The sequence below is a fragment of the Cytobacillus citreus genome (assembly GCF_018343665.1).
In the GTDB taxonomy this organism is placed as follows: Bacteria; Bacillota; Bacilli; order Bacillales; family Cytobacillaceae; genus Cytobacillus; species Cytobacillus citreus.
Window position 1 is genome coordinate 117,122 of record NZ_JAGYPM010000008.1, and the last position, 24,614, is coordinate 141,735.

At 36.9% G+C, this 24,614-nt stretch carries 21 protein-coding genes, 2 tRNA genes, 2 rRNA genes and 3 pseudogenes; 9 read left to right on the plus strand and 19 right to left on the minus strand.

The window, feature by feature from the left end; all coding sequences use genetic code 11:
• Window positions 1-89 precede the first annotated feature (89 nt).
• From KHA94_RS23725 to KHA94_RS23735, 3 genes and pseudogenes are all read right to left on the minus strand, one after another.
• Entirely contained in the window at window positions 90-635 is a 546-nt protein-coding gene (locus KHA94_RS23725) for an AAA family ATPase (protein ID WP_420828190.1), read from the minus strand.
• A 146-nt stretch (window positions 636-781) separates the two neighbouring features.
• Window positions 782-2,005 (minus strand): annotated as a pseudogene (gene argS / locus KHA94_RS23730) (arginine--tRNA ligase); the annotation flags it as partial.
• A 75-nt stretch (window positions 2,006-2,080) separates the two neighbouring features.
• Window positions 2,081-2,748 (minus strand): annotated as a pseudogene (locus KHA94_RS23735) (class I SAM-dependent methyltransferase).
• A gap of 255 nt (window positions 2,749-3,003) precedes the next feature.
• Here KHA94_RS23735 and KHA94_RS23740 point away from each other — a divergent pair.
• From KHA94_RS23740 to KHA94_RS23750, 3 genes are all read left to right on the plus strand, one after another.
• Window positions 3,004-3,483: a COG4315 family predicted lipoprotein gene (locus tag KHA94_RS23740; RefSeq protein WP_213104561.1), complete on the plus strand. Its 480-nt coding sequence runs from the start codon at window positions 3,004-3,006 to the stop codon at window positions 3,481-3,483.
• 127 nt (window positions 3,484-3,610) lie between these two features.
• The gene (locus KHA94_RS23745; protein ID WP_213104562.1) at window positions 3,611-4,195 is read left to right on the plus strand and encodes an RNA polymerase sigma factor; all 585 of its coding nucleotides are present in this window, start codon (window positions 3,611-3,613) and stop codon (window positions 4,193-4,195) included.
• Window positions 4,185-4,904: an anti-sigma factor gene (locus KHA94_RS23750; RefSeq protein WP_213104563.1), complete on the plus strand. Its 720-nt coding sequence runs from the start codon at window positions 4,185-4,187 to the stop codon at window positions 4,902-4,904. Before KHA94_RS23745 ends, KHA94_RS23750 begins: the two co-directional genes overlap by 11 nt.
• Window positions 4,905-5,516: 612 nt before the next feature.
• Here the strand turns inward: KHA94_RS23750 and KHA94_RS23755 are convergent.
• Window positions 5,517-6,548 carry a S66 family peptidase gene (locus KHA94_RS23755; protein ID WP_213104564.1) on the minus strand — a complete coding sequence of 344 codons (1,032 nt, stop codon included), beginning with the start codon at window positions 6,546-6,548 and terminating at the stop codon, window positions 5,517-5,519.
• A gap of 459 nt (window positions 6,549-7,007) precedes the next feature.
• On the opposite strand from KHA94_RS23755, the gene KHA94_RS23760 reads away from it, so the two are divergent.
• Window positions 7,008-7,853, plus strand: a complete 846-nt coding sequence (locus tag KHA94_RS23760) for an alpha/beta hydrolase (protein ID WP_249365717.1) — start codon at window positions 7,008-7,010, stop codon at window positions 7,851-7,853.
• Window positions 7,854-8,027: 174 nt separating this feature from the next.
• On the opposite strand, the gene KHA94_RS23765 is transcribed toward KHA94_RS23760, so the two are convergent.
• The 4 genes from KHA94_RS23765 to KHA94_RS23780 are packed head-to-tail and all read right to left on the minus strand — an operon-like array spanning window position 8,028 to window position 10,684.
• Window positions 8,028-8,348 (minus strand): hypothetical protein, encoded by a 321-nt coding sequence (locus KHA94_RS23765; RefSeq protein WP_213104565.1) that lies wholly within the window; start codon window positions 8,346-8,348, stop codon window positions 8,028-8,030.
• Window positions 8,349-8,408: 60 nt separating this feature from the next.
• Window positions 8,409-9,140, minus strand: coding sequence for an ABC transporter permease (locus tag KHA94_RS23770; RefSeq protein WP_213104566.1), 732 nt, complete (start codon window positions 9,138-9,140; stop codon window positions 8,409-8,411).
• 16 nt (window positions 9,141-9,156) lie between these two features.
• On the minus strand, window positions 9,157-9,924 hold the full coding sequence (locus KHA94_RS23775) for an ABC transporter permease (protein ID WP_213104567.1): 768 nt from the start codon (window positions 9,922-9,924) through the stop codon (window positions 9,157-9,159).
• Window positions 9,896-10,684: an ABC transporter ATP-binding protein gene (locus KHA94_RS23780; RefSeq protein WP_275950932.1), complete on the minus strand. Its 789-nt coding sequence runs from the start codon at window positions 10,682-10,684 to the stop codon at window positions 9,896-9,898. The genes KHA94_RS23775 and KHA94_RS23780 overlap by 29 nt, the downstream gene beginning before the upstream one ends.
• 187 nt (window positions 10,685-10,871) lie before the next feature.
• Between KHA94_RS23780 and istA the strand changes: the two genes are divergently transcribed.
• Together istA and istB are read left to right on the plus strand one after the other, a co-directional pair.
• Entirely contained in the window at window positions 10,872-12,458 is a 1,587-nt protein-coding gene (gene istA / locus KHA94_RS23785; RefSeq protein WP_213101846.1) for an IS21 family transposase, read from the plus strand.
• Window positions 12,455-13,219 carry an IS21-like element helper ATPase IstB gene (gene istB / locus KHA94_RS23790; RefSeq protein WP_213101845.1) on the plus strand — a complete coding sequence of 255 codons (765 nt, stop codon included), beginning with the start codon at window positions 12,455-12,457 and terminating at the stop codon, window positions 13,217-13,219. The genes istA and istB overlap by 4 nt, the downstream gene beginning before the upstream one ends.
• 34 nt (window positions 13,220-13,253) lie before the next feature.
• Here the strand turns inward: istB and KHA94_RS23795 are convergent.
• The 5 genes and pseudogenes from KHA94_RS23795 to KHA94_RS23815 all read right to left on the minus strand — a co-directional run.
• Window positions 13,254-13,445, minus strand: a pseudogene (locus KHA94_RS23795) (ATP-binding cassette domain-containing protein); the annotation flags it as partial.
• Between the two features lie 71 nt (window positions 13,446-13,516).
• Window positions 13,517-14,605, minus strand: coding sequence for a sensor histidine kinase (locus KHA94_RS23800; protein WP_338030867.1), 1,089 nt, complete (start codon window positions 14,603-14,605; stop codon window positions 13,517-13,519).
• Between the two features lie 33 nt (window positions 14,606-14,638).
• Entirely contained in the window at window positions 14,639-15,337 is a 699-nt protein-coding gene (locus tag KHA94_RS23805) for a response regulator transcription factor (protein WP_213104571.1), read from the minus strand.
• 489 nt (window positions 15,338-15,826) lie between these two features.
• Window positions 15,827-18,031 carry a heavy metal translocating P-type ATPase gene (locus tag KHA94_RS23810; protein ID WP_213104572.1) on the minus strand — a complete coding sequence of 735 codons (2,205 nt, stop codon included), beginning with the start codon at window positions 18,029-18,031 and terminating at the stop codon, window positions 15,827-15,829.
• Between the two features lie 329 nt (window positions 18,032-18,360).
• On the minus strand, window positions 18,361-18,780 hold the full coding sequence (locus KHA94_RS23815; RefSeq protein ID WP_213104573.1) for a hypothetical protein: 420 nt from the start codon (window positions 18,778-18,780) through the stop codon (window positions 18,361-18,363).
• A 231-nt stretch (window positions 18,781-19,011) separates the two neighbouring features.
• Between KHA94_RS23815 and KHA94_RS23820 the strand changes: the two genes are divergently transcribed.
• Window positions 19,012-19,347 carry a hypothetical protein gene (locus tag KHA94_RS23820; protein ID WP_213104574.1) on the plus strand — a complete coding sequence of 112 codons (336 nt, stop codon included), beginning with the start codon at window positions 19,012-19,014 and terminating at the stop codon, window positions 19,345-19,347.
• Window positions 19,348-19,498: 151 nt separating this feature from the next.
• On the opposite strand, the gene KHA94_RS23825 is transcribed toward KHA94_RS23820, so the two are convergent.
• Window positions 19,499-20,410, minus strand: coding sequence for an SDR family oxidoreductase (locus KHA94_RS23825; RefSeq protein WP_213104575.1), 912 nt, complete (start codon window positions 20,408-20,410; stop codon window positions 19,499-19,501).
• Window positions 20,411-20,720: 310 nt separating this feature from the next.
• Here KHA94_RS23825 and KHA94_RS23830 point away from each other — a divergent pair, with 310 nt between their 5' ends.
• On the plus strand, window positions 20,721-21,686 hold the full coding sequence (locus KHA94_RS23830) for a helix-turn-helix transcriptional regulator (RefSeq protein ID WP_213104576.1): 966 nt from the start codon (window positions 20,721-20,723) through the stop codon (window positions 21,684-21,686).
• A gap of 25 nt (window positions 21,687-21,711) precedes the next feature.
• Here KHA94_RS23830 and KHA94_RS23835 read toward each other — a convergent pair whose 3' ends face one another.
• A complete protein-coding gene (locus KHA94_RS23835; RefSeq protein WP_213104577.1) occupies window positions 21,712-22,629 on the minus strand; it encodes a LysR family transcriptional regulator in 918 nt (305 codons plus the stop codon).
• Between the two features lie 117 nt (window positions 22,630-22,746).
• Here KHA94_RS23835 and KHA94_RS23840 point away from each other — a divergent pair, with 117 nt between their 5' ends.
• A complete protein-coding gene (locus tag KHA94_RS23840) occupies window positions 22,747-23,295 on the plus strand; it encodes a flavodoxin family protein (RefSeq protein WP_213104578.1) in 549 nt (182 codons plus the stop codon).
• Between the two features lie 125 nt (window positions 23,296-23,420).
• Here the strand turns inward: KHA94_RS23840 and KHA94_RS23845 are convergent.
• The 4 genes from KHA94_RS23845 to KHA94_RS23860 form a co-directional block, all read right to left on the minus strand.
• Window positions 23,421-23,493 (minus strand) — tRNA-Val (locus KHA94_RS23845).
• A gap of 5 nt (window positions 23,494-23,498) precedes the next feature.
• Window positions 23,499-23,573 (minus strand) — tRNA-Glu (locus tag KHA94_RS23850).
• Between the two features lie 39 nt (window positions 23,574-23,612).
• Window positions 23,613-23,729 (minus strand): 5S ribosomal RNA (gene rrf / locus KHA94_RS23855).
• Between the two features lie 149 nt (window positions 23,730-23,878).
• Window positions 23,879-24,614, minus strand: a 23S ribosomal RNA gene (locus tag KHA94_RS23860); the annotation flags it as partial.

Consider the following 24,614-nt stretch of genomic DNA (forward strand, 5'->3'; position numbering starts at 1 on the left):
TGCTTATCCGTAATCTTTGTAAAGCTCATTTTTTAAAAAACGAAGGAGGTCGTCAATTTCTTTCTGCGACCTCCTTCGTTTTAAACATGTTAAATTTCCGCTTCTGTATAAACCCTCTTTAAAATTTCATCAACAGTCTCATTTGGGGTTAAATTTGAAGAATCGATCCACATACCAATCCGTGGTGTTTCTGATCGCAAGACTCTTTCAAGAGAAGCAATATCTAATGCACCGTATCCTTTTTTCTGGCGAGATGCTTCCCTAGCAGCAACAACATCAGGGCTAGGCGATAAAACAATTACATACAGAGGGCCTTGCTGGATATACTCAACAACATCTTGTAGCATAGGACCAATTATTACATCCTGCAATACCACATTAAATCCTAATTTGAAATATTCGTCTGCTACATAAGCAGCAAGTTTATATCGAAGTCGTAATTGCTCTAACGCTTCATTGGAAGGGTTACCTGACATTCCAACTTCACCATTTACTATCATTTTTCTAAACACATCTCCACGAACATGGACACTCTTATCCATACGCTCTGAAAGAAGTTGAGCAATTGTAGATTTACCAGATGCCATTATACCAGTGATTAAAAATATTCCCTTTTCATTTTCATTTTTTATCATACTCATTCCCCCTTTATTTCTTGTCATAAGAGGACATCCACTCATCTTATCTGAATAATATTAATTTTATTAGCGAATATATATCTTTATTCACAGGGCATATTTACAAAACGAGTAAAAACCCTTTTGAATAACGATCGGACCTATCACATTTGCTCAGGAGCTTTAAGTCCCAACAAACGCAATCCTTCTTTTAAAACAATTGCTACTGCCTTTACTAACTGTAAGCGTGCTTGCTGTTGATCATCTTCCTTTAAAATTTGGACGGCTCCGTAATATTTGTTAAAAGCTTGTGCAAGATCTATTGTATATTTTGCAATTTGCGAAGGGTCAAACTGATTGTATGCATGTTTAATGACATCTTCAAATTTCATTAGTAAGGATAAAATAGCCCAGGCCCTATCATCTTCATAGGCTTCATAAAAAAACAGACCTTGTTCCTCTAATTTTCCTTTTCTCTGGATAGAGCTTGCACGAGCATGCGCATATTGTACGTACGGCCCAGTTTCTCCCTCAAAGGTAAGCATCGCTTCAAGTGAAAATTCAATATCATGTAAGCGATCATTTTTAAGGTCATGAAAAATAACAGCACCTACTCCAACACTTTTCGCTACTTCCTCTTTGTCAACAAGATTTGGATTTCGCTCTTCAATATTTTTAGCTGCTAGTTTAATCGCTTCTTGAAGCACCTCTTCTAATAGAACAACTTTTCCCTTTCGAGTCGACATTTTCTTTCCATCTTTCAGCATCATTCCGAATGGGATGTGATGCATAACTTCTGACCATTCATACCCCATCTTTTTTAAGACATGAAAAACTTGATTAAAGTGAAGAGACTGCTCCCTGCCTACTACATATAATGCTTTTGCAAAATTATACTCTCTTTTTCTATAAAGAGCTGCAGCCAAATCTCTCGTGGCATACAATGTTGCTCCATCCGATTTTTTTATAAGGCAAGGTGGACTTTCATGTTCTTCTAATGTAACAACCATCGCCCCATCTGATTCTGAAAGCAGGTGTTTTTCATTGAGTAGTTCTACAACTTCATCCATCTTATCATTGTAAAATGCCTCACCATTAAATGAGTCAAACTCCATTCCCATAAGCTGATAGATTCGATCAAATTCCTTTAAAGACTCGTCACGGAACCAATTCCACAATGAAAGTGCTTCTTTATCTCCTTCCTCTAATCTTTTAAACCAAAGCCGTCCTGTATCTTCAAGCCCTGTTGTTTTTTCAGCTTCTTCATGAAACCGGACATACAAAGCGAGTAATTCCTTAATCGGATTAGCTTTGACTTTTTCTTCATTTCCCCACATTTTATAGGCCGTAATTAACTTGCCAAATTGTGTTCCCCAGTCACCAAGATGATATCAAGGATGCCAATTCGGGTATATCATTTGCAGTTGCTTTTCTAATTTCCACACTATCCCTCCAAGGCATTTTCAGGATTGAAATACAGCAGTCAACAATCCAGATACACCAAAAACATCATTCGGCTGCTTGATTTCCTTCATTTTTCTTATCTCGATTTCCTTAAAATCCTTAAAGATGGATCCTAATTTTTCATCAGTAAAGCCCAATCCTCCTTTTAGGCTTCTTAATCTATATACCTCCCAATCTGTTATTTCCGCACCGCCTAACGCCCCACCTGGAATAAAACAAGTAATGGCAAAGAAGCCATTTGGTTTTAAAGCTTTTTTTACTAAATTTATGTAACTCATTCTTCGGTGAGGATGTCATATGTACCTTCCTCGATGTCTAATGCAAAGATATTTTCATTGATGAAGTTTACATGGACATTCATTTCATTTGCTCGCTCTTCTGCCCATTTAAGAGACTCTTGTGATAAATCTACGGCATCAACCGTACAGCCTTTTTCAGCAAAATAAATGGCGTTTCGACCTGGACCACAGCCCAATTCGAGAACTTTTCCTGGCTTAAAAAGATTATTTTCAAAGTAACAAACTAAATTTTCATCTGGGGAGTTAACAAAAAACGGAACATCCCGATCACGTTCAGTATAAAAGTGATCCCAAAACTGAGTTGGCTCTCTCAATAAGGAATCTAACATTTCCATTAAATCCTCGTAATCATAAATCGTTTCTTTCAATGTTATCCCTTCTTTGCAATTAAATTTATTCAATTTAATTATACTAAAATTTACCAATATTTTTGTTATGTAAAAAGAATTATTTTCAATTGCCAAAGTCCCTTTACCACAATTCATTTCTGACTTGGTACCATTCCCAAGAAACTTGTATTTCTTATGTTTTTAAGTTAACAAAAAGTGAAAATTAAAATCGAACCTTTTCTGATTTTCTTTCGTTACCTTTATTGAAAAGAATAAATACGGGGAGGATTTTAGATGAAACCATTTATGTGGCTGTTCACTTTTCTTTTAGCAGGTACACTTCTTGGAGGATGCAGCTCTGAAGAAGGAGCGGAGGATGTGGACAAAAAAGATCAAGCAGAAGAAACAACAGCAGAGGAACTGGCATCAGCACTGAAGCTGATGGAAAATGAAAAAACGGGCAAGTACCTTGCTGATGCTGACGGTATGGCACTTTATTACTTTACAAAAGATAAGCCGGATACGACAAACTGCAGCGGTGAATGTCTTGAAAACTGGCCTGCTTTCTATTCTGAGCATCTAGACGTTCCTGATGGATATAATAAAGAAGACTTTGGGACAATTACTCGTGAAGATACCGGTAAGAAACAGACAACCTACAAAGGCTACCCGCTATACTACTTTGTAAATGACAAAGCACAGGGTGATGTAAACGGTCAAGGTGTCAAAGATGTTTGGTTTATTATTAACAACGAAACAATATTTGCTCATTAATTCTTCCAATGGAACTGCCCAACACTAGGCAGTTCTTTTTCCTCTTCCCACTTTTATCATTTCCACCTCAACTAACTTATGATTTATACTATTTAATAAACGGTTTTAAGAAGGGGGAGAATTTGCTGTGAAAAATAAGTCGGACGAAGAGCTGGTTAAACTAATTGTGCAAAATCATCGTCCAGCACTCGAAGAACTGTATGATCGTTACATAAATCTCATCTATAGCTTCTCATTAAAAATGACTAAGGGCGACACCGAGAAAACAAAAGAAATTGTCCAACTGGTTTTCCTCCGTCTTTGGACGACAAAACGGACTTACAGCGCGTCACAGGGTAAATTTGCAAACTGGATTCTCACCATTACCCGAAATATTGCGATTGATCTGATTCGTAAAGAACATAAACATAAAGGAACGGTCCAATTAGATCATGATGAATGGGAGAAAATCCAAGGACAGCAGTCAGAAAATGTCCTGCAGGAAGTGTCAAGTAATCTATTAAAACAGCAAATTCAAGAAGCAAAACACCAGCTCTCTGAACCACAAAAGCGTCTTATCAACTTGTTGTACTGGGAAGGCTATTCCTTAAGCGAAATAGCAAAACTGGAGGAAAAGCCGCTCGGTACAATTAAAAGCCGTCTGAATCAAACCTTAAAAAAACTACGAAATTATTTTAGCGAAGAAACAGGAGGAGTTCGGCATGGAAAATAAATGCGAAAACCTTTCTTTGTATATAATCGATCAGCTGTCTGAACATGAAAAAGAACAATTTAAGCGCCATCTTAAGACATGCGCCCACTGTCAGAATGAATTAGAATCTTTGCAGGACACATGGCAGACGCTTTCTTATGATATGGAGGAAGTGGATGCTCCAGAATCACTTAAAATGGAAGTTATGGACTTTATTTTTAAAGAAGATGAAAAGGAAAGCCCTCATAATCCAATAAAATTATTCTTAACGAAGCATTTTTCACCGTTATCTGCAGGTATAACGGCCATATTAATAATAGGCTTTGCTGGGTTACTATGGTATAACCTCCACTTAAAAGATACTATTACAGCGCTAGAAGAGCAAATGGCTTCCCCTGCCCAGATTGTGAGAACGTTTAATTTAAAAGGACAGGACATAGCTTCTTCAGCAAACGGAACCGCCTACCTTCTCCAAGAAGGGCATGACAACAGCCTGATTATTGAGTTAAACAATATGCCAGGAATTAAAGATGATGAAGTATATCAAGTATGGCTATTAAATAACGGGAATCGCCAAAATGCCGGAACAATAAAACCAGATCAAAACGGCAACGGCTTGATAACCTACCGTATGCCTAAAGATCAATCGTTTGATGATATTGGGATTACACTAGAACCTAACCCAAATAACACGCAGCCAAAAGGCCGCAAAGTAATGGGAACCACTTAATAACCTATTAATCGATTATTTTATGCGATAACATAGTACTGGGTAGGGACTCGACCAGAAAACATTTGTGAAGTCTGGGTACAAGGAGAAAAAGTTCATTTACGTATCTGAAACTCCCACAGCTAAAGCAATGGGGTTCTTGAACGACTAGCTTGTTTCTTCTATACTCTCCCCTATTTTAATCCATCAAATAGGGTACAACATATAGACACTACAAAGCGTTTGCTCAAGACTTCCGCAGCCAAACACCTCAGCGGTGCTTATCGACTGCTGGGCTCGTTTCTAACCCAATATTTCTTTAAATTACAAAACTGATTATTTTGTTTTGTTTGTTTAATGTTATTCCTATTATATCAGATTTACAGAAAAGAGAACATATGTTTCTATATTAATCTTCAGATACTTGAAGTACCGCTAACAATTAGACTTTTTAGCGGCACTCCGTATCTGACCTCACTTTCATCCCACGTCTAAAGACAGGCTATGCCCGGTGTGGGCTTTCTCGTTCGGGAAATTTGTAATATTATTCACCCTATAGCCCAAAACTAAATAATAAATACAAAAACGACCTCTTAGACACTATCTTAAAAGGTCGTTTTTATAAAATATTATTTACTTTACCCCACTTTCCAAAATTGCAAAAGTCCCCTTATCACAATTTATCTCTGCCATAGCGCCATACGGTAAAATAAACTTCGGCTCTGTATGGCCAAAATTCATGTTATAGAGAATCAGCAAATCTTCCAAATCATATTCCTTCATGACTCTTTGAATCTCTGCCTTATATTCTTCATAATACGTCTCGTCTAGTGGCTTTCCAAAGATAATTCCATTCGCTCTTTGCAGAATGCCTTGTGCCGCATAATTACGCAGCCAATACTTTATTAATGCTGGTTCTGGCTTTTCTTCAGAGGTTTCAAAGAATAGGATACTATTCTCCCAATATTTCTGAGCGGGCCAAATGTCGGTTCCTTTTGCAAACTCTAGCACTTCCATACAGCCACCAACCAAACGTCCCTTAACAACTCCTGATCCCTGAAGGATTTCGTAACCCGAATTCTGCTTCATCTTGCGCTGACGGTTCTTATTCGCCTCATCCCATTCCAAATACTCACTCGTCCATTCCTTAGCCGGTTGAATTTCACCAATCACTTCATTTGAAAAGAAAGCCCGCTTTACCATTTCAATTGTATAAGGATCCATCTCTACATTTTCTGCAAAATCTACTAAAATCGCTGGACCGTAAAAAGAAGAAATACCCGCCCGATGGCAAAATAAATGTGAGATCGTCACATCAGAATAACCCACAAAAATTTTAGGATTCTCCTTAATAACATTAAAATCAATATAAGGAAGCAAGCGAATACTATCCTCTCCTCCAATATTCGCAAATATTGCTTTAATGCTCTTATCTTTAAAGGCATTCATTAAATCTTCCGCTCGAGCTTGTGGATTATTATAAAGATATTCACTGCCTTTTAAACTATTAGGCATTGAAACAACCTTAAGTCCAAAAACTTCTTCTAATCTCCTAACCCCTTGCTCGTAACGCCATCTAAGTTCTGGGTCACCTGCCCCTCCCCATGAAGGGCTTACTGTCGCAACTAAATCTCCTGTCTCTAATTTCTTTGGCTTAATTAACATATGGATATTTCCCTCCCTGTGCTAAAATCGTTATTTCAAGAAAAAGTCAAATATGGTAATTTAGTTATACAATAAGAAGAAATACTTCGCAATAAAATTAATCCCTTAAAATATTTCGAGATTAATATAGCTGATAATAAAGTGAAGCTTCCATCAGTGGGGGTATTCATTCATCCCCCACTGATGGTTAGTTGAACCAATCACGCTCAAAACGCCACGTCCTGTGGCTTTCGCCTGACTAGGACATCCTGTCCGTCGTCGGGCCTTTACGGGCAGTTGATCCCCCACTTAGGTTTCTTTCATTCTCTCGCAACCTTGAAGTGGGGGTCTTACTGCCCGTTAATCTGCGATAAATGAGGTGGGTAATCGTTATGATTCGCGAAGACTTTACATTCCAAGCAGAAGATGGTGCGGAGATTTTCTGTTGTAAATGGTCCGATCCTAAGAGTGAAACGATAAATGGGAATTGTCCAAATTGTTCACGGAATGGCAGAGCATATTTTACGTTATGAAGATTTTGCCCGCTACTTAGTGAAAAGAGGCTATCTTGTATACGGGCACGATCATCGGGGTCATGGACAAACAGAAAAAAAACAAGAAGATGCTGGTTATTTTACTGATTCTGAAGGTTTTGAACAGGTTGTTCACGATGTAAAGCAACTCACAGATCTTATCCAAACAGACCATCCTTCTGCCCCAATAATTTTATTTGGCCATAGTATGGGATCATTTATCGCTAGACGTTATGTTCAGCTTTTTGGCAATCAACTTGCAGGCGCTATTTTCTGTGCTACTGGTGGAGATCCAGGCTTAGTTGGAAAAGTGGGCAAGTTTATTGCTGAAAGAGAGTGCCGAAAAAAAGGAAGACGTACAGCCAGCCCAAAGTTAGATCAGCTTTCTTTTGGCAACTTTAATAAACAGTTCAAACCAACTCGGACCTCCTTCGATTGGTTAAGCCGTGACGAAAAGCAAGTTGATCTATATATAGCTGATCCTGCCTGCGGAAATATTTTCACTGCTGGATTTTTCGTAGATTTGTTAACCGGGTTATTAACAATCCATCGCCAAGAAGAAATCAATAAGATTCCAAAGTCACTTCCATTACTTTTAATCGCCGGGGATAAAGATCCTGTTGGTAAAAACGGAAAAGGTGTGGTGCAAGTTTATCAGCAATACGAACGTACTGCGATTGAAGATATTTCAATTAAACTTTATGAAGGGGCACGTCATGAAATATTAAATGAAACAAACCGAGAGGAAGTCTTTAGTGATATTGCGACATGGATCGCAGGTATTTGTCCCTAAAACAATATTAAGCTTATATTCTTTCGGTATTTTCATATTTAGGATTGAAAGGAGCAGTCAAAATGATGATCGCTCCTTTCTGCTCTAACGCCATTTCTATACAAGAGACACTCACTAAACCCCGGCCCATACCGAACTTTTTCCTCTTAAATTAATAGGGGATTCCAAAATTATCTAATTAAAATAATGTTGAAAAGTACGCCCAATAATAGATAGAATTGAAAAGCCTAGTAATGGCCCAATAACAATCATATAAGCTATCCAAAACCTAAGATTAAATATAAATTCTTTTTTACTAAAAAGGACTATCAAAATAATAATGGGAATTATACAAAAAAAGTTTATTAAAAAGCTAATAAAATAGAAGATTAATAGCAATTTTATAAAACCAGTTTCCCCCAATATAGATTTTGCTTCCTCAAGGTTTGAACCTGCAAAATATAGTCCACAAATTACAATCGCAATCATTACTGTCCATAAAATATATTTTTTCACTGTTCCTCTCCTCGTCAAAACATTGTAATGAATCAAAGATTCCTGGAACTTTCTTTTCTATTACTTAATTTCTCTTCGTTTAAAATTCCAAGAACCAATTAATAAAAGGATACAGAAAGATATTATCATGACGGCAATAAAAGTCATTGTATCTGTCCCAGACCCTTCCCCGGGAGCAGCCATCGCAATAGAAGGAAATGCCCATGGATAAAACAATTCCACTCCTATGACCATGGCAGCTAAAGAACCGAATGTTAAAATGATGTTAATTCCTAAAGGTAATGAAAAACTCTTCGTTTTCATGGAAATGGAAAGTTGAATTACAGCTAATGGAAATGTAGCAAACCAACCGAATATAGTAGCTTTGATGAAAAATACAATGGGTATGGCGGATATAAAATCAAATTGATACCCAATCATTATAGTAGCTAATAAAATAATCATTTGAGTGTAAAGCAATAAGGTCAATAGCCATAACAATTTTGATAAATAAAAATTTACATGTGATACTGGTAAACCTAAAATTAATTTCCACCCTCCTTGGAGGTTTTCATTTCGGCATATTAAGGTAGCATATACACTTGACAACACTGGATATAAAAATAAACCGTAAAAAAATGTAACTTGTGTCCAAAGCTGATACCATTCATTTGTGTCTTTAGTAAGTAGTTCATAGGATGAGTAGAAACTAAATGTCCCCAATAAAGCCCCTACAATAGGTATAAATAAAATAAGAATCCACACATGCTGTCTCTTCATTTTTAACCATTCATTTTTATATAATGTTAGCATCTGAACACCCCCATCCTTACTTAATATCCTTGCGTAAAAACAAGCTAATCCCAATAAAAGTGATGAAACATCCAATAACCAAACTCAAATAAACATAGATGTTTCCATCCGTCGTTTCCAATACACCAGTGAAGTTTCCGTCCTCAAATAATGGTTTCAGCGGACTTGATAATGTTGGATAAGTCCAAAAAAGCCATTTACTAATATTAGTTGGAAATATCATAAGAGAATAAGTATAAATGGAAGTAAAAACACCAATGGCAATTGGAAAAGCTTGATTTTTTATAAAAGTAGACAAAAATACTTGAAAGGACATAATAGCAATAGCAGAAGCATATGGGAAAAATGCTTGTTTCATAATTAATATGAACGGATACCCTTCCTCCAAACCTAGTCCCAGAAAATAGCCTGCTCCTATTATCCCGAAAAATAGTAAAGCTGATGATAGGAAAGAATAAAGAAGTACAAAGATTAATTTACTCATATATACGTATTCTTTCCGTAAAGGTAAAGCTAATAACAGCTTCCACGAATTTGATTGATGCTCTAAATTGATGGACCTGCTAGAAATCACAGTTATTCCTAGTGGTATTAAAAAAAGTAAAACCATGTTTAGCTGCATTAAAAAAGTGCTCCATGTCTCTCCTATTTCATCGCCCATTGCTCCACTTTGAAAAGCAAGAAATACGATTATTAATGATAGAAATGGGATAATAAATGACACAAATAAACTAATTTTACTTCTTTTTAAGAACTCAATAGATAGTGTTTGAATGAGTGTCATTTGATTTACTCCTTGTAAACTGCAAGAAAATATCCTCTAAAGATTTCTTTTTCTCTTCAATCCTATAAACGGATATATTATTGCGAACTAATATATCATTAATATAAGCAATAAACTGATCCTTACATTTTTCACAGGAAAGTGTTTGCTGACCTTCATTGATATCCACTACTATTCCTTCCTTACTCAATAATTTTCGAGCCTTCACCAGTTCATTTACTCGAATTAATATTGAGCTTTGTCTTTCTTCATTAAGCACGGACATTTTATCTTGAAAAATTAACTGACCTTGGTTTATGATTCCTACCTCTGTAGCCATTTGGTCTATTTCACTCAGTAAATGACTAGATATGAGAACAGTCATTTCTCGTTCTCTTGATAATTGTTTGATGAGCTCCCTTATTTCTTGAATGCCAGCAGGATCTAATCCATTGGTAGGCTCATCTAAGATTAATAAATCGGGATTACCTATTAGAGCCATTGCAATTCCTAATCTTTGTTTCATCCCTAGGGAGTATTCCTTTACAACACGATCCTTTACTTTTTGCAATTGCACCAACTTTAGTACTTCTTCTATATTCTTCTTGTCAACTCCTAATACTCTTCGAACAATCTCTAAATTTTCTGAACCAGTTAAATTTCCATAATATGATGGCGTTTCGACAAGTGAACCTACTCTCCTAAGTATAGAAAAGCGTTCTTTCCTCATATCCTTTTCAAAAATTTTAACTTGATGTGACTGATAAACTAAAGTAGACAGTTTCTGCTAGATAAGAATGAACACTTATTTTCCAGTGGGGGGTGTTGGGTTTTCATTGGGGGATGGCCTATGGACGATCCTCCAATGGAAAATGGTCCCTTCTCTCCCGATTATTAAAAATAGTTCTCTGACACTGTATGATAAATGATAGAATCTTGAAATTTACATCAGTGTGGAGGAGTAAAAGGTGGATAAGTGGCAAATGTATATGGAAATTCATCAGTTGTTAAAGAGAGGCTTTAGTAAGGCTAAAATTGCAAAGAAATTAGGTGTTTCTAGAACGACGGTTTATCGTTATTTAGAAAGGTCTCCTGGGGAAATGAGTGAGTGGGTTGTTCAACAACAAAGCAGGAAGAAAAAGCTAGATACTCACAAGGGAAAGATACTCTCATGGTTGTATAATTATCCTGATATGACGGCTGCACAAGTTTTTGATTGGTTACAAGAAAAACGGCAAGTAACAGATATTGCCGAGAGCACAGTCAGAGCATATGTAAGGGAATTGCGTAAAGAATATAATATTTCTAAAGAAGCTAGCCCCCGAGAATATGAGGCAGTTCCTGACCCACCAATGGGAGAGCAAATACAAGTAGATTTTGGACAAACCGTCCAGCGTACAGAGAGTGGCAAGGAAGTAAAACTTCGTTTTATAGCATTTGTCCTTTCTCATTCAAGGTACAAGTACAAAGAGTGGCTTGATAGACCTTTCACTACTACTGACGTTATACGAGCTCACGAAAATGCGTTTCAATACTTTGGAGGTATTCCTAGTGAACTAGTATACGACCAAGATGCACTCATCGTTGTTAGTGAAAATGGAGGGGATTTAATTCTTACCAGAGAGTTTCAAGCATACAGAGAAGAACGTAAATTAACGATTTGGGTATGTAGAAAAGCAGATCCAGAAAGTAAAGGCAAAATAGAAAATGTAGTTGGTTATGTAAAAGATAACTTTGCCAAACACCGTATCTATCGTGGTATCGATAAGTGGAACGAAGAAGGAATGGCATGGCTTAAGCGTACAGGGAACTATAAGATTCATAATACAACAAAAAAGAGACCAGTCGATGTGTTTCTCCTCGAAAAGCAACACTTACGACCCATCTCTGAATCTACCAATAGATTCCCTATCGATAGTAAAAACCAATTCGACTCTAGTATAACAAGAACCGTTCGAAAGGACAATACGATTCGGTATAACTCTAATCGCTATTCCGTACCTCTCGGAACATTTGGAAAGTACCCACAAGTAGCAATTTCTGAGACAGACGACGGTTATTTAGTAATCTGCGATCCTGAAACTGGGGAATTAGTGGCCAAGCATAGTGTTTCTCAAGAAAAAGGTAAACTGATTCAAGACAGGCAACATACTCGAGATCGAACAAAAGGAATAGACGTATATATTCAAACAGTCGCAGAACAATTTGATAATCTCGATATCGCACTTTCCTTTCTAGAGTCAGTAAAAAATGCATACCCACGTTACATTAGGGATCAGCTTCAACTCATATCTAGAGAGATAAAGAAGTACGAAAATACCTTATTAAATGAAGCACTTAAAGAATGTGTGAATCAGAAACTATTTTGTGCAACAGATTTTATCGATATGGTTCGGTACCTAGACCGTCAACGACAAGTGAACAGTACAGCACCTACTGATAATGATGAAACAATAAAAACACTCCATGGCTTTCATGAATCGAAAATGTTAACGAAGCCGGGAACACGAGGAATGGATGGATATGTTTCAGTATTGGCTGGTGAAATACGGTGAGCCAGCTATACCAGGTACAACAGTTATTAAAAACATTGCGTTTAACGGAAACATCCAATGAAATATCTAAACTAATCAAAGCAGCAGAAACAAACGAAGATTCTTATACTACTTTTCTTTTAGAAATATTAACGTATGAGCAAAAACGTCGGGAAGAAAAACAAATAGAAAAACGCCTTAAATGGGCTACGTTTCCGTATCATAAAACACTGAATGACTTTAATCTAGGTGAACAGGAATCATTAAGTAAAAAGCAACTTAATCAACTTAAAGAGTTAACTTGGATTGAACAATTATTTAATATCATATTACTTGGACCGCCAGGTGCGGGGAAAACCCACCTGGCAATTGGGTTAGGTATAGAGGCAATAAAACAAGGTTTTAAAGTTGTATTTACTTCAATGGGAGAGTTGATACACACATTAAAAACAGAAGAAATTACTCGTAAATCACAGACAAGGATGAAAAGGATTCGAAGTTCAGACTTAGTTGTGATAGATGATCTGATGTTTATGGCGATGGATCAGCGCGAAGCGAATCTGTTTTTCCATCTTATTAACGACTTATATAACAACGCTTCGATCATTCTTACTTCAAATAAGTCACCTAGTGATTGGGGAGAGTTAATGGGTGATGCAAGTATTACCACTGCCATTTTGGATAGAATCATTCATCGAGCAGAAGTTATTCACTTAAATAATGATAGCTACCGAATGAAGCATCGAACTTCCATTTTTGGAAGTGAAAGTGTTCAAAATTAATTAGCAAAATGTGTTCAATTTTACTTGACGGTCACACCTGACCCATTGTAGGTTTAATCAATCCTAATAACATTCTAATGGTTGTTGTTTTTCCTGCACCATTAGGACCTAAGAATCCATATATTTCGCCACGGTGCACTTCTAAATTTAATTTTTTTACAGAGAAGTCTTTTCGATATTTCTTTGATAATTGTTTTGTAAAAATAATAAGTTCACTCACTATCATCACCTCGACGTAATAATAGCAAATGAACTTAAAAAATATTAAAACCGTAGTTAAACAGAAGTTTAATTTTTTTATGTTCGCGGCAAAGTAATAAGAAATCTTGTACCTTTTTTTAATTCACTGGTAACAGAAATACTTCCGCTATGAAGTTTAATAAATTGTTCGGCTATGGAAAGACCAAGTCCTGTTCCTTCTACTACATCCGTTGAAGTGCCCCGATAATATCGTGTAAATACACGCTTCATATCCTTCTCGCTTAAGCCTACCCCATTATCTTGAATTTCAATGAATACTTGGTTCTTATCCTCATTTACCTTTATTACTATATTTGTTCCAATTGGATTGTAGATCACACCATTGCTGACGATATTATATAAAGCTCTTTTTAATAGCTGTTGATCGAAGGGAAAGGAAACATCCAAGCTCTCCTTTGCCATAAAAACCTGACCACGAGATAACCCAGGCTCTTTCACTATGTCATCGATTAATTCTTCAAGTAATACAGTAAGATTATGCCGTTTTTTATCTATAGAAATTTGGTTTTCTTCCATTTTATAAGTTATGTTTAAATCGTTTATTAGATCTCTCATATGTAAAGCCTTCTCATGAATAATGTTTAAATAGTCTTCTCTTTCTTCCTTGGACCAATTATATTTTTCAGATAAAAGCATAGCAGCGTATCCTTGGATATATGATAGGGGTGTTTTTAAATCATGTGTAACTCCACTGGTCCATTGACGTCTTAATTCTTCATGCTCTATCCTTTCTTGTTCATTTCTCTGTAATGTGCTGGTTAGCTCAGTCATCTGTTCATTTAATTCTTGAAATAGACCTTTAAATGAAAACAGTCTATTCGATTTTTTATTCATTTTGGCATTTACTTTGTAATTTCCTTTAGTTAATTGATCAATCCAATCAAAATAGTAGTTAAGACTTTTCCCCATCTTTGAAGCATAAACAAAATTAGTTATAAAAAAAATAATAATAGGAGGACCAGCAAATAATACAATATACAAAGGTTGGTTATCGGAGGCATCTAGATTTAATAAATGCAGTGTATAAGCAGAGATAATAGGTGATAAAAAAAGCATGGCTAATATAGAACAAAAAGAAATAAAAATAAAACTTGATATATAATGAAGCAAGAATCTTCTGTACACTCTCAAATCCTACTCTTCCCTTCTTAGATTGCTTCAAGTGGAGATAAGCTTATAACCAAAACCTCGAACATTAATAATAAATTCTGGCTGCTGAGGGTTACGCTCAATTTTCTCTCGCAATCTACTTATATGAACCATAACCGTCCTCTCGTTACCAATGCAAGATTCTCCCCATACTCGTTCATATAAAGCTGATACAGAAAATACCTGATTTGGATACTTGCAAAAAAACTCCAATAATTCAAATTCTTTTAATGGACATTTTATTTTCTTCCCATCAACGATTACTTCCCCCTCATTCACATTTAATGAAAAGCGGCCGAAATCATATACTTCATTTTTTCTGGCAGCATTTGCATTGAAAAATGATTGCCTTCGCAAATGAGCTTTAACCCTTGCAACTAATTCCATTGGATTAAAAGGCTTTTCCAGATAATCATCTCCACCAATAATTAGCCCTGTCACTTTATCAAGGTCACTTGTTCGAGCTGTTAAGAAAATAATAGGGGCAGTTGTCTCTTCTCTAATCCGTTTACAAAGCTCAAACCCATCCATATCCGGCAGCATGACATCCAATACAATTAAATCAATTTTTATCTCTTTAATTAGTTTAATTGCTTCTCCACCTGTTTCAGCGGTAAACACATTTTTAAATCCTTCCTTCATTAACAATGTGTTTACCATTTGCAATAATCCGGGCTCATCATCAATTAATAAAATTTTCTCGACCATTCAACACACCTCAAGCTTTCCTTTTTCTTAAAATCCTTAAAGATGGATCTTAATTTTTATGCTCAGTATATCCCAATCCTCCTATAAAACTTCCAAGTTTATAAACCTCCAAATCTGATATTTTTGCTCCGCATAACTCCCCATCTTTAAGAAGAAAAATAATGGCATTTGTTTTTTTAAGCCATTTTTAGTAGATTAGCGCAACTCAATATCCAATTCCTATATAATTATAACAAAATATCCCAACACCTTGTTATGATCCTAATATAAATACATTATTTTTAGTTTTAAACTAATTTTAAATCATGTTAATTTCTACCTATTAGAGAAACTTACAAACATGACTGCGGATACACTCTATAGCAGTTTATATTCAAAATAAAGCAGCTAGGACTCTCTATATATAACACCTTCTAATAGGCAAAGTGCCTGTTGCTGCTCAAAAATGGTTGAAAACATCAAGTACTTTCAACCTAAACAGTGCAGGCCCTAAGCATTTCTTAACCTAAGTGAATTTAATACAACCGAAACAGAGCTTAATGCCATTGCTGCTCCTGCCAGCCAAGGAGGCATAATGCCTAGCATCGCAAAAGGGATCATGAAGATATTATAAAAAAACGCCCAGACAAAGTTTTGCTTTATATTGATCATTGTTCTTTTGCTAATTGTAAATGCATCGACAACCCGCATTAAATCACCTGTTATAATCGTCACATTTCCCGATTCAATGGCAATGTCTGATCCGGTTCCAATTGCTATTCCAACATCTGCAACAGCTAATGCAGGCGCGTCATTAATTCCATCTCCTACCATCGCAACCCGATTGCCCTTTTTTTGTAAATGCTTAATCATCTCTGCCTTTTCTTGAGGCGTCACTTCTGCACGAAATTTATGAATTCCGACCTTTTGAGCTACAGACCTAGCAGTATTTTGATTATCGCCTGTCAGCATAATAACTTCGATTCCAAGCTTTTTCAGGCGTGAAATAGCCATTTTCGAAGATGACTTTACTTCATCAGCAACCGCAATAATACCGGCAAATTTTGAATTAATTAAGGCGACCATTACGGTCTTTCCTTCCTTTTCTAATTCCTTTACTAGATTAATAGCCTTAATAGGAAGTGGTACATTTTTCTCCATATAATACCTTGGGTTCGCGATCACCACTTCCTTTCCATGGACTAAGGCCTTCACTCCATATCCTGGAAGGTTCAGCACTTGACTTGCACTTGGCAGGGTCTTTATTTTCGTATGCACATTTTTTACAATAGCCTTTGCTAGAGGGTGATTGGAGGCACTTTCAACTGCACCGATAATCTCTAAAAATGCATTTTCACTGTAATGCTCCACGTACATATTCGTTATATTCGCTTCACCTTTTGTAATCGTTCCTGTTTTATCAAAAATGACGACATTACTTTTACAAAGCAATTCGAGAAATTTCCCTTCCTTAAACAGAATTCCCAATTGGGCTGCTCGTCCACTTCCTACCATAACAGAAGTAGGAGTTGCCAGCCCAAGCGCACAAGGGCAGGCAATAATTAAGACAGTAATCACCTTTTCTAAAGCCTCGTAAAAATGGCCTGGCAAATAAACATAATACCAAGCGACAAATGTCAAAACCGCAATCATAATCACAATGGGAACAAAGATCCCCGTAATTTTATCTGCAATATGTTGAATAGGCGCTTTAGAGGATTGCGCCTCCTCTACGATACGAATAATTTGCGATAAAGTCGTTTCAGAGTTTTTCTTTGTTACTTTAACCGTCAAAACACCATTCTGATTTATGGTTCCAGCATAGACAAATTTCCCTATCCCCTTCTCAACTGGAATGCTTTCGCCTGTTAACAAAGATTCATCAATCAGTGAATTTCCTTTAATAACTTGTCCATCAATAGGAACTTTTTCACCCGGTTTTACTATAATGACATCTCCGATGGAAAGGTTCTCAACTGGCAGCTTCGATTCTTTTCCATTCGTAAACAATGTAGCTGTTTTGGTTTGTAATTGATAAAGCTTTTTTATTGCCTCTGTTGTTTTTAATTTTGTCTTTGCTTCTAGCAGCTTTCCTAATAAAACGAATGTAATAATGAAGGCACTTGTTTCATAGAACAGCCAAATAGAATGAGATGGACTTTTTGAAAATAAAGAAGAAACGGTAAGATAATGACTATAAAAAAAGGCCGCTGTTGTACTTAATACAACCAATACGTCCATATTTGCACTTCTATTTTTGAGTGCCTTCCAAGCTCTTTCATAAAACTGAAACCCAATGATAAACTGAATTGGGATCGTAATGCCTAATTGGAACAACGGATGAATAAATAGCTTTGGAACCTGTATAAAGGAAGCCCACTCGAAATGAGTGAACATGACCCATGCTAAAGGGAAAGTAAGAAAAGCAGAAATAAAAAAATTCCATTGAAGGATCATAATTTCTTTGCGCTTTTCTCGATCAGTCGGGACATTTTCCACTATGATTTCTTTCGCTTCAAATCCGATTTTATTAATTTTATTGATGACTTCGGAAATGCCTGTCCGTTCTTTCTGAAAAGTAATACGACCTTTTTCAGTTGTTAAATTGATATTAACATGTGTCACACCATCTATTTTCCCAACAGCCTTCTCGATTCTTACAGCACAAGCAGCACAATGCATCCCTTTTATCTCTAAATAGTTCGTTACTTCCATCGCATTTCCTCACCACTTTAGTTGTTTTGTACATTCTATTAGGAATACGTATTCTTTATACGTTTTTTAAAAGATTAATATATTGAGCTGCTCAAATATATCAACAATAAGCAGGAGGGAGAATGGGTGCATGCACAATTTCTCAGCATTTAGATAGCGTCATGTACTGTCTTAATAAATGAAAAAATTCTTAAAAAAGAGGCGTCCCTACATTCATGTAGAAACCCCTCATTTTATAAATTTGAAACGGTAATTAAAATTTATTCTGACTTTTCCCTGCCTTTCCATGGATCTTTCAATGGAACAATCCTATTAAATGTATTCAACGACTAGCTTTCATTCAATTTACTCACGACATTTTGAATTTTTTTGTCCACTTCAAAATCTAAGTCTTTTTCATACACATAAAATATCAGCACATTTTTTACCTCATAATTTCTAAAAGAAACGATATTAGCATTTGCTGTTTTATGGCGAAAATCTTCTAAACCTTGTTCGCGTTCTTTGGTTGATTTACAAATATATACAAATAAACTTTTACCTTCTAATTCATAAGAATAAGGTCTAACACCATTTAGCTTCATTCCAAAAATGTTGTCTTTGCTTACTTCAATTTCTTTTAATGACAATTGTTGTTCTTCAAAAGAGGTTAGAACTTGTTTTAAAGTAATGACAGAAGCATCAGAAGTTTTTTGGCAAGAAGTCAATAACAAAACAATAGTTACAAAAAATAAAGCAACCTTTTTCATTCGTTCTCCCTTATTCCAATATTTGTTTTATTTGTAAATTAAATATATATTTAGTTTATCATGTATTTTAGTTTCTCTAAACTTTCTCGCTAGTAATATAGATAAAGAGTTAACATTCTATCTTATGTAATTCTGTTATGAGGTAGAAAAAGACGAATTTGTATAGGCATTGCTCTTTTCATTGAGGCAGTATTATTAATATAACTGACTAAATAAATCAGGAGTGTAAAAATGAGATTCTTTTTATTACTTTTTGTAATATTACTTTTTATAGCTGGATGCTCCACTAAGCCTAAATATCAAGGCTATTTAACTAAGGATGAAGTGTTAGAAATAGATTCGCAAGCTGATTTATTTGTATTTGAAGGTAAGACTTATAAAACGGGAATTGATTGGGTAAATGAAGAAGAATTGACTAAAAAAGAACAAGTCGGGGAAATAACTGAAGAGATGGCAAATAAATTACCTTATGGAGCTAAAATTTACTCAACAAATGAACGGAATGACATACTGATTGTTGAACATAATAAAAAGGAATATAGATATTTAGTTATGGTTGGGGAATAGAAGTCTCTAAAAAACGCAAGGTGTCGAACATCCCTGCGTTTTCTTATGCCACTTAATTGTCTAACACAATGCAATTTATTTTTTACTCTGTTCATTGATATTTTCTACTACATAATCGAACAACTCACGCGTTAATTAAACACCTACTCATTTATCTATACCCTTCTGCATTGGCAGGTTTTCCAGCCTCCTGAACTTCAACTAAGTATCTCCAACAATCTGGCTGAGATCCATCTATATCAAAGAAGTTATACATTTTAGCTAGCCCGCCACTTGATAGTGAGTGTCCATTCATACGATTCTTATTAGGGTCTTTTGCTATTGCAGTAACTCCTCGCCCGATAAAACGTGGTGTTTCAGAAATGATAAAATGGGGTTCGACCTTTGTTGCATCCTGCCAATTTTCTTCTGTAACTCCAAAATGCTCAAGCATGATTTCCGAGCGCATCCAGCCGGGTGTAACAGAAACAGCGGTGCAACCATAAGGGGATAGTTCATGTGCCAAAGCCTTAGCCATACGATTAACGGAGCTTTTCGCTAAATCATAATACAAAGATAATCGGTAATTATTGTTATTATATTCTTCTGTACCGTCTGTCACTTCGACAACTAATCCTCCCTTGTTTTTGATCAGTAAAGGTAGTGCGTAATGATTGGTTATGATATGTGTATCAATGGCCAAGCGTAACAACCTGAAACCTTTATCTAAGGAGTGTTGCCAAACTGGAGTATTCCATTCGACTAAGTATTCACCACCCCAAATATCATTGACAAGTATATCTAATCTCCCCTGTTCCTTCTCAATTTTTTCAATTAAGAGCTGCACTTGTTCGGGTACAAGATGGTCTACTTGAACAGCGATTCCTGTACCGCCTAGACCATTGACTAAATCTGCTGTTTCTTCTATTGTTTCAGGGCGCCCGTATTCAGAAATCTCGTTTCGAGTAGTACGTCCAGCTATATAAACGGTAGCTCCTGCAGCACCTAATTCCATAGCAATTCCACGTCCTGCTCCCCTTGTACCACCAGCTACCAAAGCTACTTTTCCTTCTAAAGGTTTCATTTTATGTCACCCTCCATTTTTAGAATATCCATAGTATAATACATAATGATGACATCCTTTGTCATATATAAAGTGAAACTTCCATCAGTGGGGGTTTTTTTCATCCCCCACTGATGGTAAGTTGCGGCCCACAGGAAGTGGGTCACGCAGACGTTGCCACACGATGTGGCGCCTTTTAGTCTGTGTTCATTTTACGGGCTTTTACGGGCAGTTGTCCCCCACCTATCTTCCTCGCTTCTCTCTCAATCTTGAGGTGGGGGTCTTACTGCCCGTTAATGTGGGACAAATTTTTTAAAAAAAGGTGATAAATATGCGTGCGGATCGACTGCTCTCTATATTACTGTTGCTTCAAAATAGAGGCAAATTAACAACCAATGAATTGGCCCAAGAATTAGAGGTGACTGGACGTACCATTCATCGAGATATGGAGGCATTGAGTGCAGCAGGTATTCCTATTGTAGCTGAACGGGGAAAATCCGGCGGATGGAGCTTACTTGAACAATACCGGACAAATTTAACGGGTTTAAAAGCCAATGAATTAAAATCTCTGCTTATTTCACCTTCATTTCAATTGCTTACTGATCTAGGTTTAACAAAAGATTGGCATGAAGCACGTCAAAAAATCCTCGCTTCGATTCCAAGCGCCTTGCAGAAAAATTCCCATGATATTTGGAATCGAGTTCATGTTGATACAACCACATGGAGACAGTCACCTGAAAAAATTGAGTCATTTAAAATTTTGCAACAAGCCATTTGGGATGAAAGAAAACTACAAATTAAATATGAACGGGCAGATGGGAAATGTATTGAGCGAGTGGTTAGCCCGTTAGGATTAGTAGCTAAAGGAAGTACATGGTATTTAATTGCGTCCGCAAACGAAAAAGTCCGAAATTATAGAGCATCAAGAATAAAGTCTGTATCGTTAACGGACGAATTGTTTTCCCGGCCAAATGACTTTGATCTAACTCAATATTGGAATGACTCAACAAAAGAATTTATTAAAAGTCTACCCAAATATGAGGTTGATGTTGAAATTTCTTCTTCTATCGTTCCGAGAATAAAGTTTACAGGAAGGTTTGTTCAAATATTAAAAATGGATTCACCTTCTGAGAGTGGATGGATTCCAGCAAAACTGTGCTTTGATACGGAACAAGAAGCAAGTGAATATATCCTAGGTTTTGGGGATCAAATAAAGATTATTCGTCCCAACTCTTTAAAGCAAAATATTTATGATATGGCAAAGAGGATAGTGGATTTTTATGAGCAAGAAGATTAACAACATCCACTATTCCGCTTTTTTATCATTTTTTATTATTCGTTTTCTCATTGAATACTTTATATTGATCTCGTGATATTTGGATGAAATCCTCAAGATAAGAGGGAATATACTTGTCTTTATGCCAAGCAATCTCTGTGAATACTGGTTCTAAAACGATAGATGTGGGTATTTCGATAACACTACCCCGATCAAGTTCTTTTTCCACCGCCATTTTAGGTAAAAGAGAAATACCTAATCCGGCCATCACACATTGTTTGATTGCTTCTATACTAGCAAATTCAATAATATGTTCTGGATGAACACCTTCAAATTGAATTCTATGCTCAAACTGAGTTCGATAGGAGCAGCCCTTTTCCGTTAACAGGATCGTTTCTTGTCCGATTTCTTCTGCTGTTAAGGGATTTTCTTTAGCTAAATGATGTGAAGGAGATGCTATGAATACTAAATCTTCCTCAATTAACATTTCTTTATGAAGCGTAGGCATCTCTTTAAAGGTGTCGGTGATGAAAGCTAAGTCGAGAGTGCCTGATTGCAACAAACCCTTTGCGATATCTTTCGTATGAACAGGTTTAAAAATCAGTCTGACCTGTGGGTGACGTTGTTTAAATGATTGCAAAATAGCTGGAAGTCGATATGAACATTGGCTTTCCTGTGCACCAATGATTAAAACTACATTGGACTCATTTTGACCAGCTAACGCTTGCCTCATCTCCTGGTCAAGATCAAGCATCTTTTGTGCGTATTGTTTCAGCTGATTGCCCGCTTCTGTTAAGTAGATGCGTTTCCCAAGACGCTCGAATAATGGCATTCCTAACTCTTCTTCTAGTGACTTAATCTGTGCAGTAATACTTGATTGTGCATAATCTAGTATTTTCGCTGTTTGAGTAAAGTTTAAGGTTTTCGTTGCAGTTAAAAACGTATGCAAATGTTTAATTTCCAAATTTCACACCCCCTAAATCGATTTTATCGATTGATCTAATCAAAATATTCATCTTTATTGATGGATAAATTAAGTATAAACTTTTCTTATACTAATGTATAGAAGAGGTGATTGATAATGAAAATCGCAACATTCATAGGTAGCTCAAGAACAGAAAGTAACAGTGAATTACTTTCAGATGCGGTCTTGAAAGGGATAAAACATCAAAAGGTATATATAAAGGACTTATCTATTCAACCAATTGAAGATTTGCGTCATACAAAAACAGGATTTCAAACAGTAGATGATGATTATGATCAAGTAATCAAGGTTTTTATGGAAAATGATGTAATTATCTTTGCTACACCCATATACTGGTACAGTATGTCAGGTATAATGAAAAACATGATTGATCGACTTAGTCACGCCATTCGTGATGAAAGGTACCCACAGTTTAAAGAACATTTAAAGAAAGTGGAGGCAATTGTTCTAGCTGTAGGCGGCGACGAACCAAGAATTAAAGGGCTCCCTCTTATTCAGCAATTCCAATATACTTTCGATTTCTTAAATATACGTTTTTCATCTTATATTCTAGGTGAAGCAAACCAGCCTGGTGACATCCTAAAGGATAGTCAGGCTTTATCGCAAGCTGAGCTATTAAATAGAAGACTTATATTATTGTTATAACACTTTTAAATAAATAGTCTCTAAAATAGAAAAAGGATAGCTAACCATATCACGCAATATGGTTAGCTATCCTTTTTCAAGTCAGCTGCTCGACCAATTAAGCTACACCGACGTAAAGAATATGATGGAGGATGACGGGATCGAACCGCCGACCCCCTGCTTGTAAGGCAGGTGCTCTCCCAGCTGAGCTAATCCTCCATATATGGTGACCCGTACGGGATTCGAACCCGTGTTACCGCCGTGAAAGGGCGGTGTCTTAACCGCTTGACCAACGGGCCAACTAATTTTGGCAAAAAAATAACCCTTATTAGGGTTTTGCCTGGCGACGTCCTACTCTCACAAGGGGACAGCCCCTAACTACCATTGGCGCTGAGAAGCTTAACTGCCGTGTTCGGGATGGGAACGGGTGTGACCTTCTCGCTATCGCCACCAGACTTTTCGGCTTGTAATCATCATCGATTTTCTTCGTCAGCTTCCTTCACTCAGATCGCTTCCTAGAAACTCTCAATGTTAACAACCCTTTAAACTATTGAGGTTTATTCCCTCAAAACTAGATAACTGACAATCATCATTAAAATATTATTTGGTTAAGTCCTCGACCGATTAGTATTTGTCAGCTCCACGTGTCACCACGCTTCCACCTCAAACCTATCAACCTGATCATCTTTCAGGGGTCTTACTAGCTTGACGCTATGGGAAATCTCATCTCGAGGGGGGCTTCATGCTTAGATGCTTTCAGCACTTATCCCTTCCGCACATAGCTACCCAGCGATGCTCTTGGCAGAACAACTGGTACACCAGCGGTGCGTCCATCCCGGTCCTCTCGTACTAAGGACAGCTCCTCTCAAATTTCCTGCGCCCACGACGGATAGGGACCGAACTGTCTCACGACGTTCTGAACCCAGCTCGCGTACCGCTTTAATGGGCGAACAGCCCAACCCTTGGGACCGACTACAGCCCCAGGATGCGATGAGCCGACATCGAGGTGCCAAACCTCCCCGTCGATGTGGACTCTTGGGGGAGATAAGCCTGTTATCCCCGGGGTAGCTTTTATCCGTTGAGCGATGGCCCTTCCATGCGGAACCACCGGATCACTAAGCCCGACTTTCGTCCCTGCTCGACTTGTAGGTCTCGCAGTCAAGCTCCCTTATGCCTTTACACTCTTCGAATGATTTCCAACCATTCTGAGGGAACCTTTGGGCGCCTCCGTTACTTTTTAGGAGGCGACCGCCCCAGTCAAACTGCCCACCTGACACTGTCTCCCACCCCGATCAGGGGTGCGGGTTAGAATTTCAATACAGCCAGGGTAGTATCCCACC

Coding starts and splice junctions, on each gene's coding strand:
- KHA94_RS23805 (WP_213104571.1), bottom strand. CDS start 15,337: ATGGTCGAGAAAATTTTATTAATTGATGATGAGCCCGGATTATTGCAA.
- KHA94_RS23725 (WP_420828190.1), bottom strand. CDS start 635: ATGATAAAAAATGAAAATGAAAAGGGAATATTTTTAATCACTGGTATA.
- KHA94_RS23740 (WP_213104561.1), top strand. CDS start 3,004: ATGAAACCATTTATGTGGCTGTTCACTTTTCTTTTAGCAGGTACACTT.
- KHA94_RS23770 (WP_213104566.1), bottom strand. CDS start 9,140: ATGCTAACATTATATAAAAATGAATGGTTAAAAATGAAGAGACAGCAT.
- KHA94_RS23810 (WP_213104572.1), bottom strand. CDS start 18,031: ATGGAAGTAACGAACTATTTAGAGATAAAAGGGATGCATTGTGCTGCT.
- KHA94_RS23840 (WP_213104578.1), top strand. CDS start 22,747: ATGAAAATCGCAACATTCATAGGTAGCTCAAGAACAGAAAGTAACAGT.
- KHA94_RS23830 (WP_213104576.1), top strand. CDS start 20,721: ATGCGTGCGGATCGACTGCTCTCTATATTACTGTTGCTTCAAAATAGA.
- KHA94_RS23755 (WP_213104564.1), bottom strand. CDS start 6,548: ATGTTAATTAAGCCAAAGAAATTAGAGACAGGAGATTTAGTTGCGACA.
- KHA94_RS23825 (WP_213104575.1), bottom strand. CDS start 20,410: ATGAAACCTTTAGAAGGAAAAGTAGCTTTGGTAGCTGGTGGTACAAGG.
- KHA94_RS23750 (WP_213104563.1), top strand. CDS start 4,185: ATGGAAAATAAATGCGAAAACCTTTCTTTGTATATAATCGATCAGCTG.
- KHA94_RS23775 (WP_213104567.1), bottom strand. CDS start 9,924: ATGACACTCATTCAAACACTATCTATTGAGTTCTTAAAAAGAAGTAAA.
- KHA94_RS23815 (WP_213104573.1), bottom strand. CDS start 18,780: ATGAAAAAGGTTGCTTTATTTTTTGTAACTATTGTTTTGTTATTGACT.
- KHA94_RS23820 (WP_213104574.1), top strand. CDS start 19,012: ATGAGATTCTTTTTATTACTTTTTGTAATATTACTTTTTATAGCTGGA.
- KHA94_RS23760 (WP_249365717.1), top strand. CDS start 7,008: ATGGGAATTGTCCAAATTGTTCACGGAATGGCAGAGCATATTTTACGT.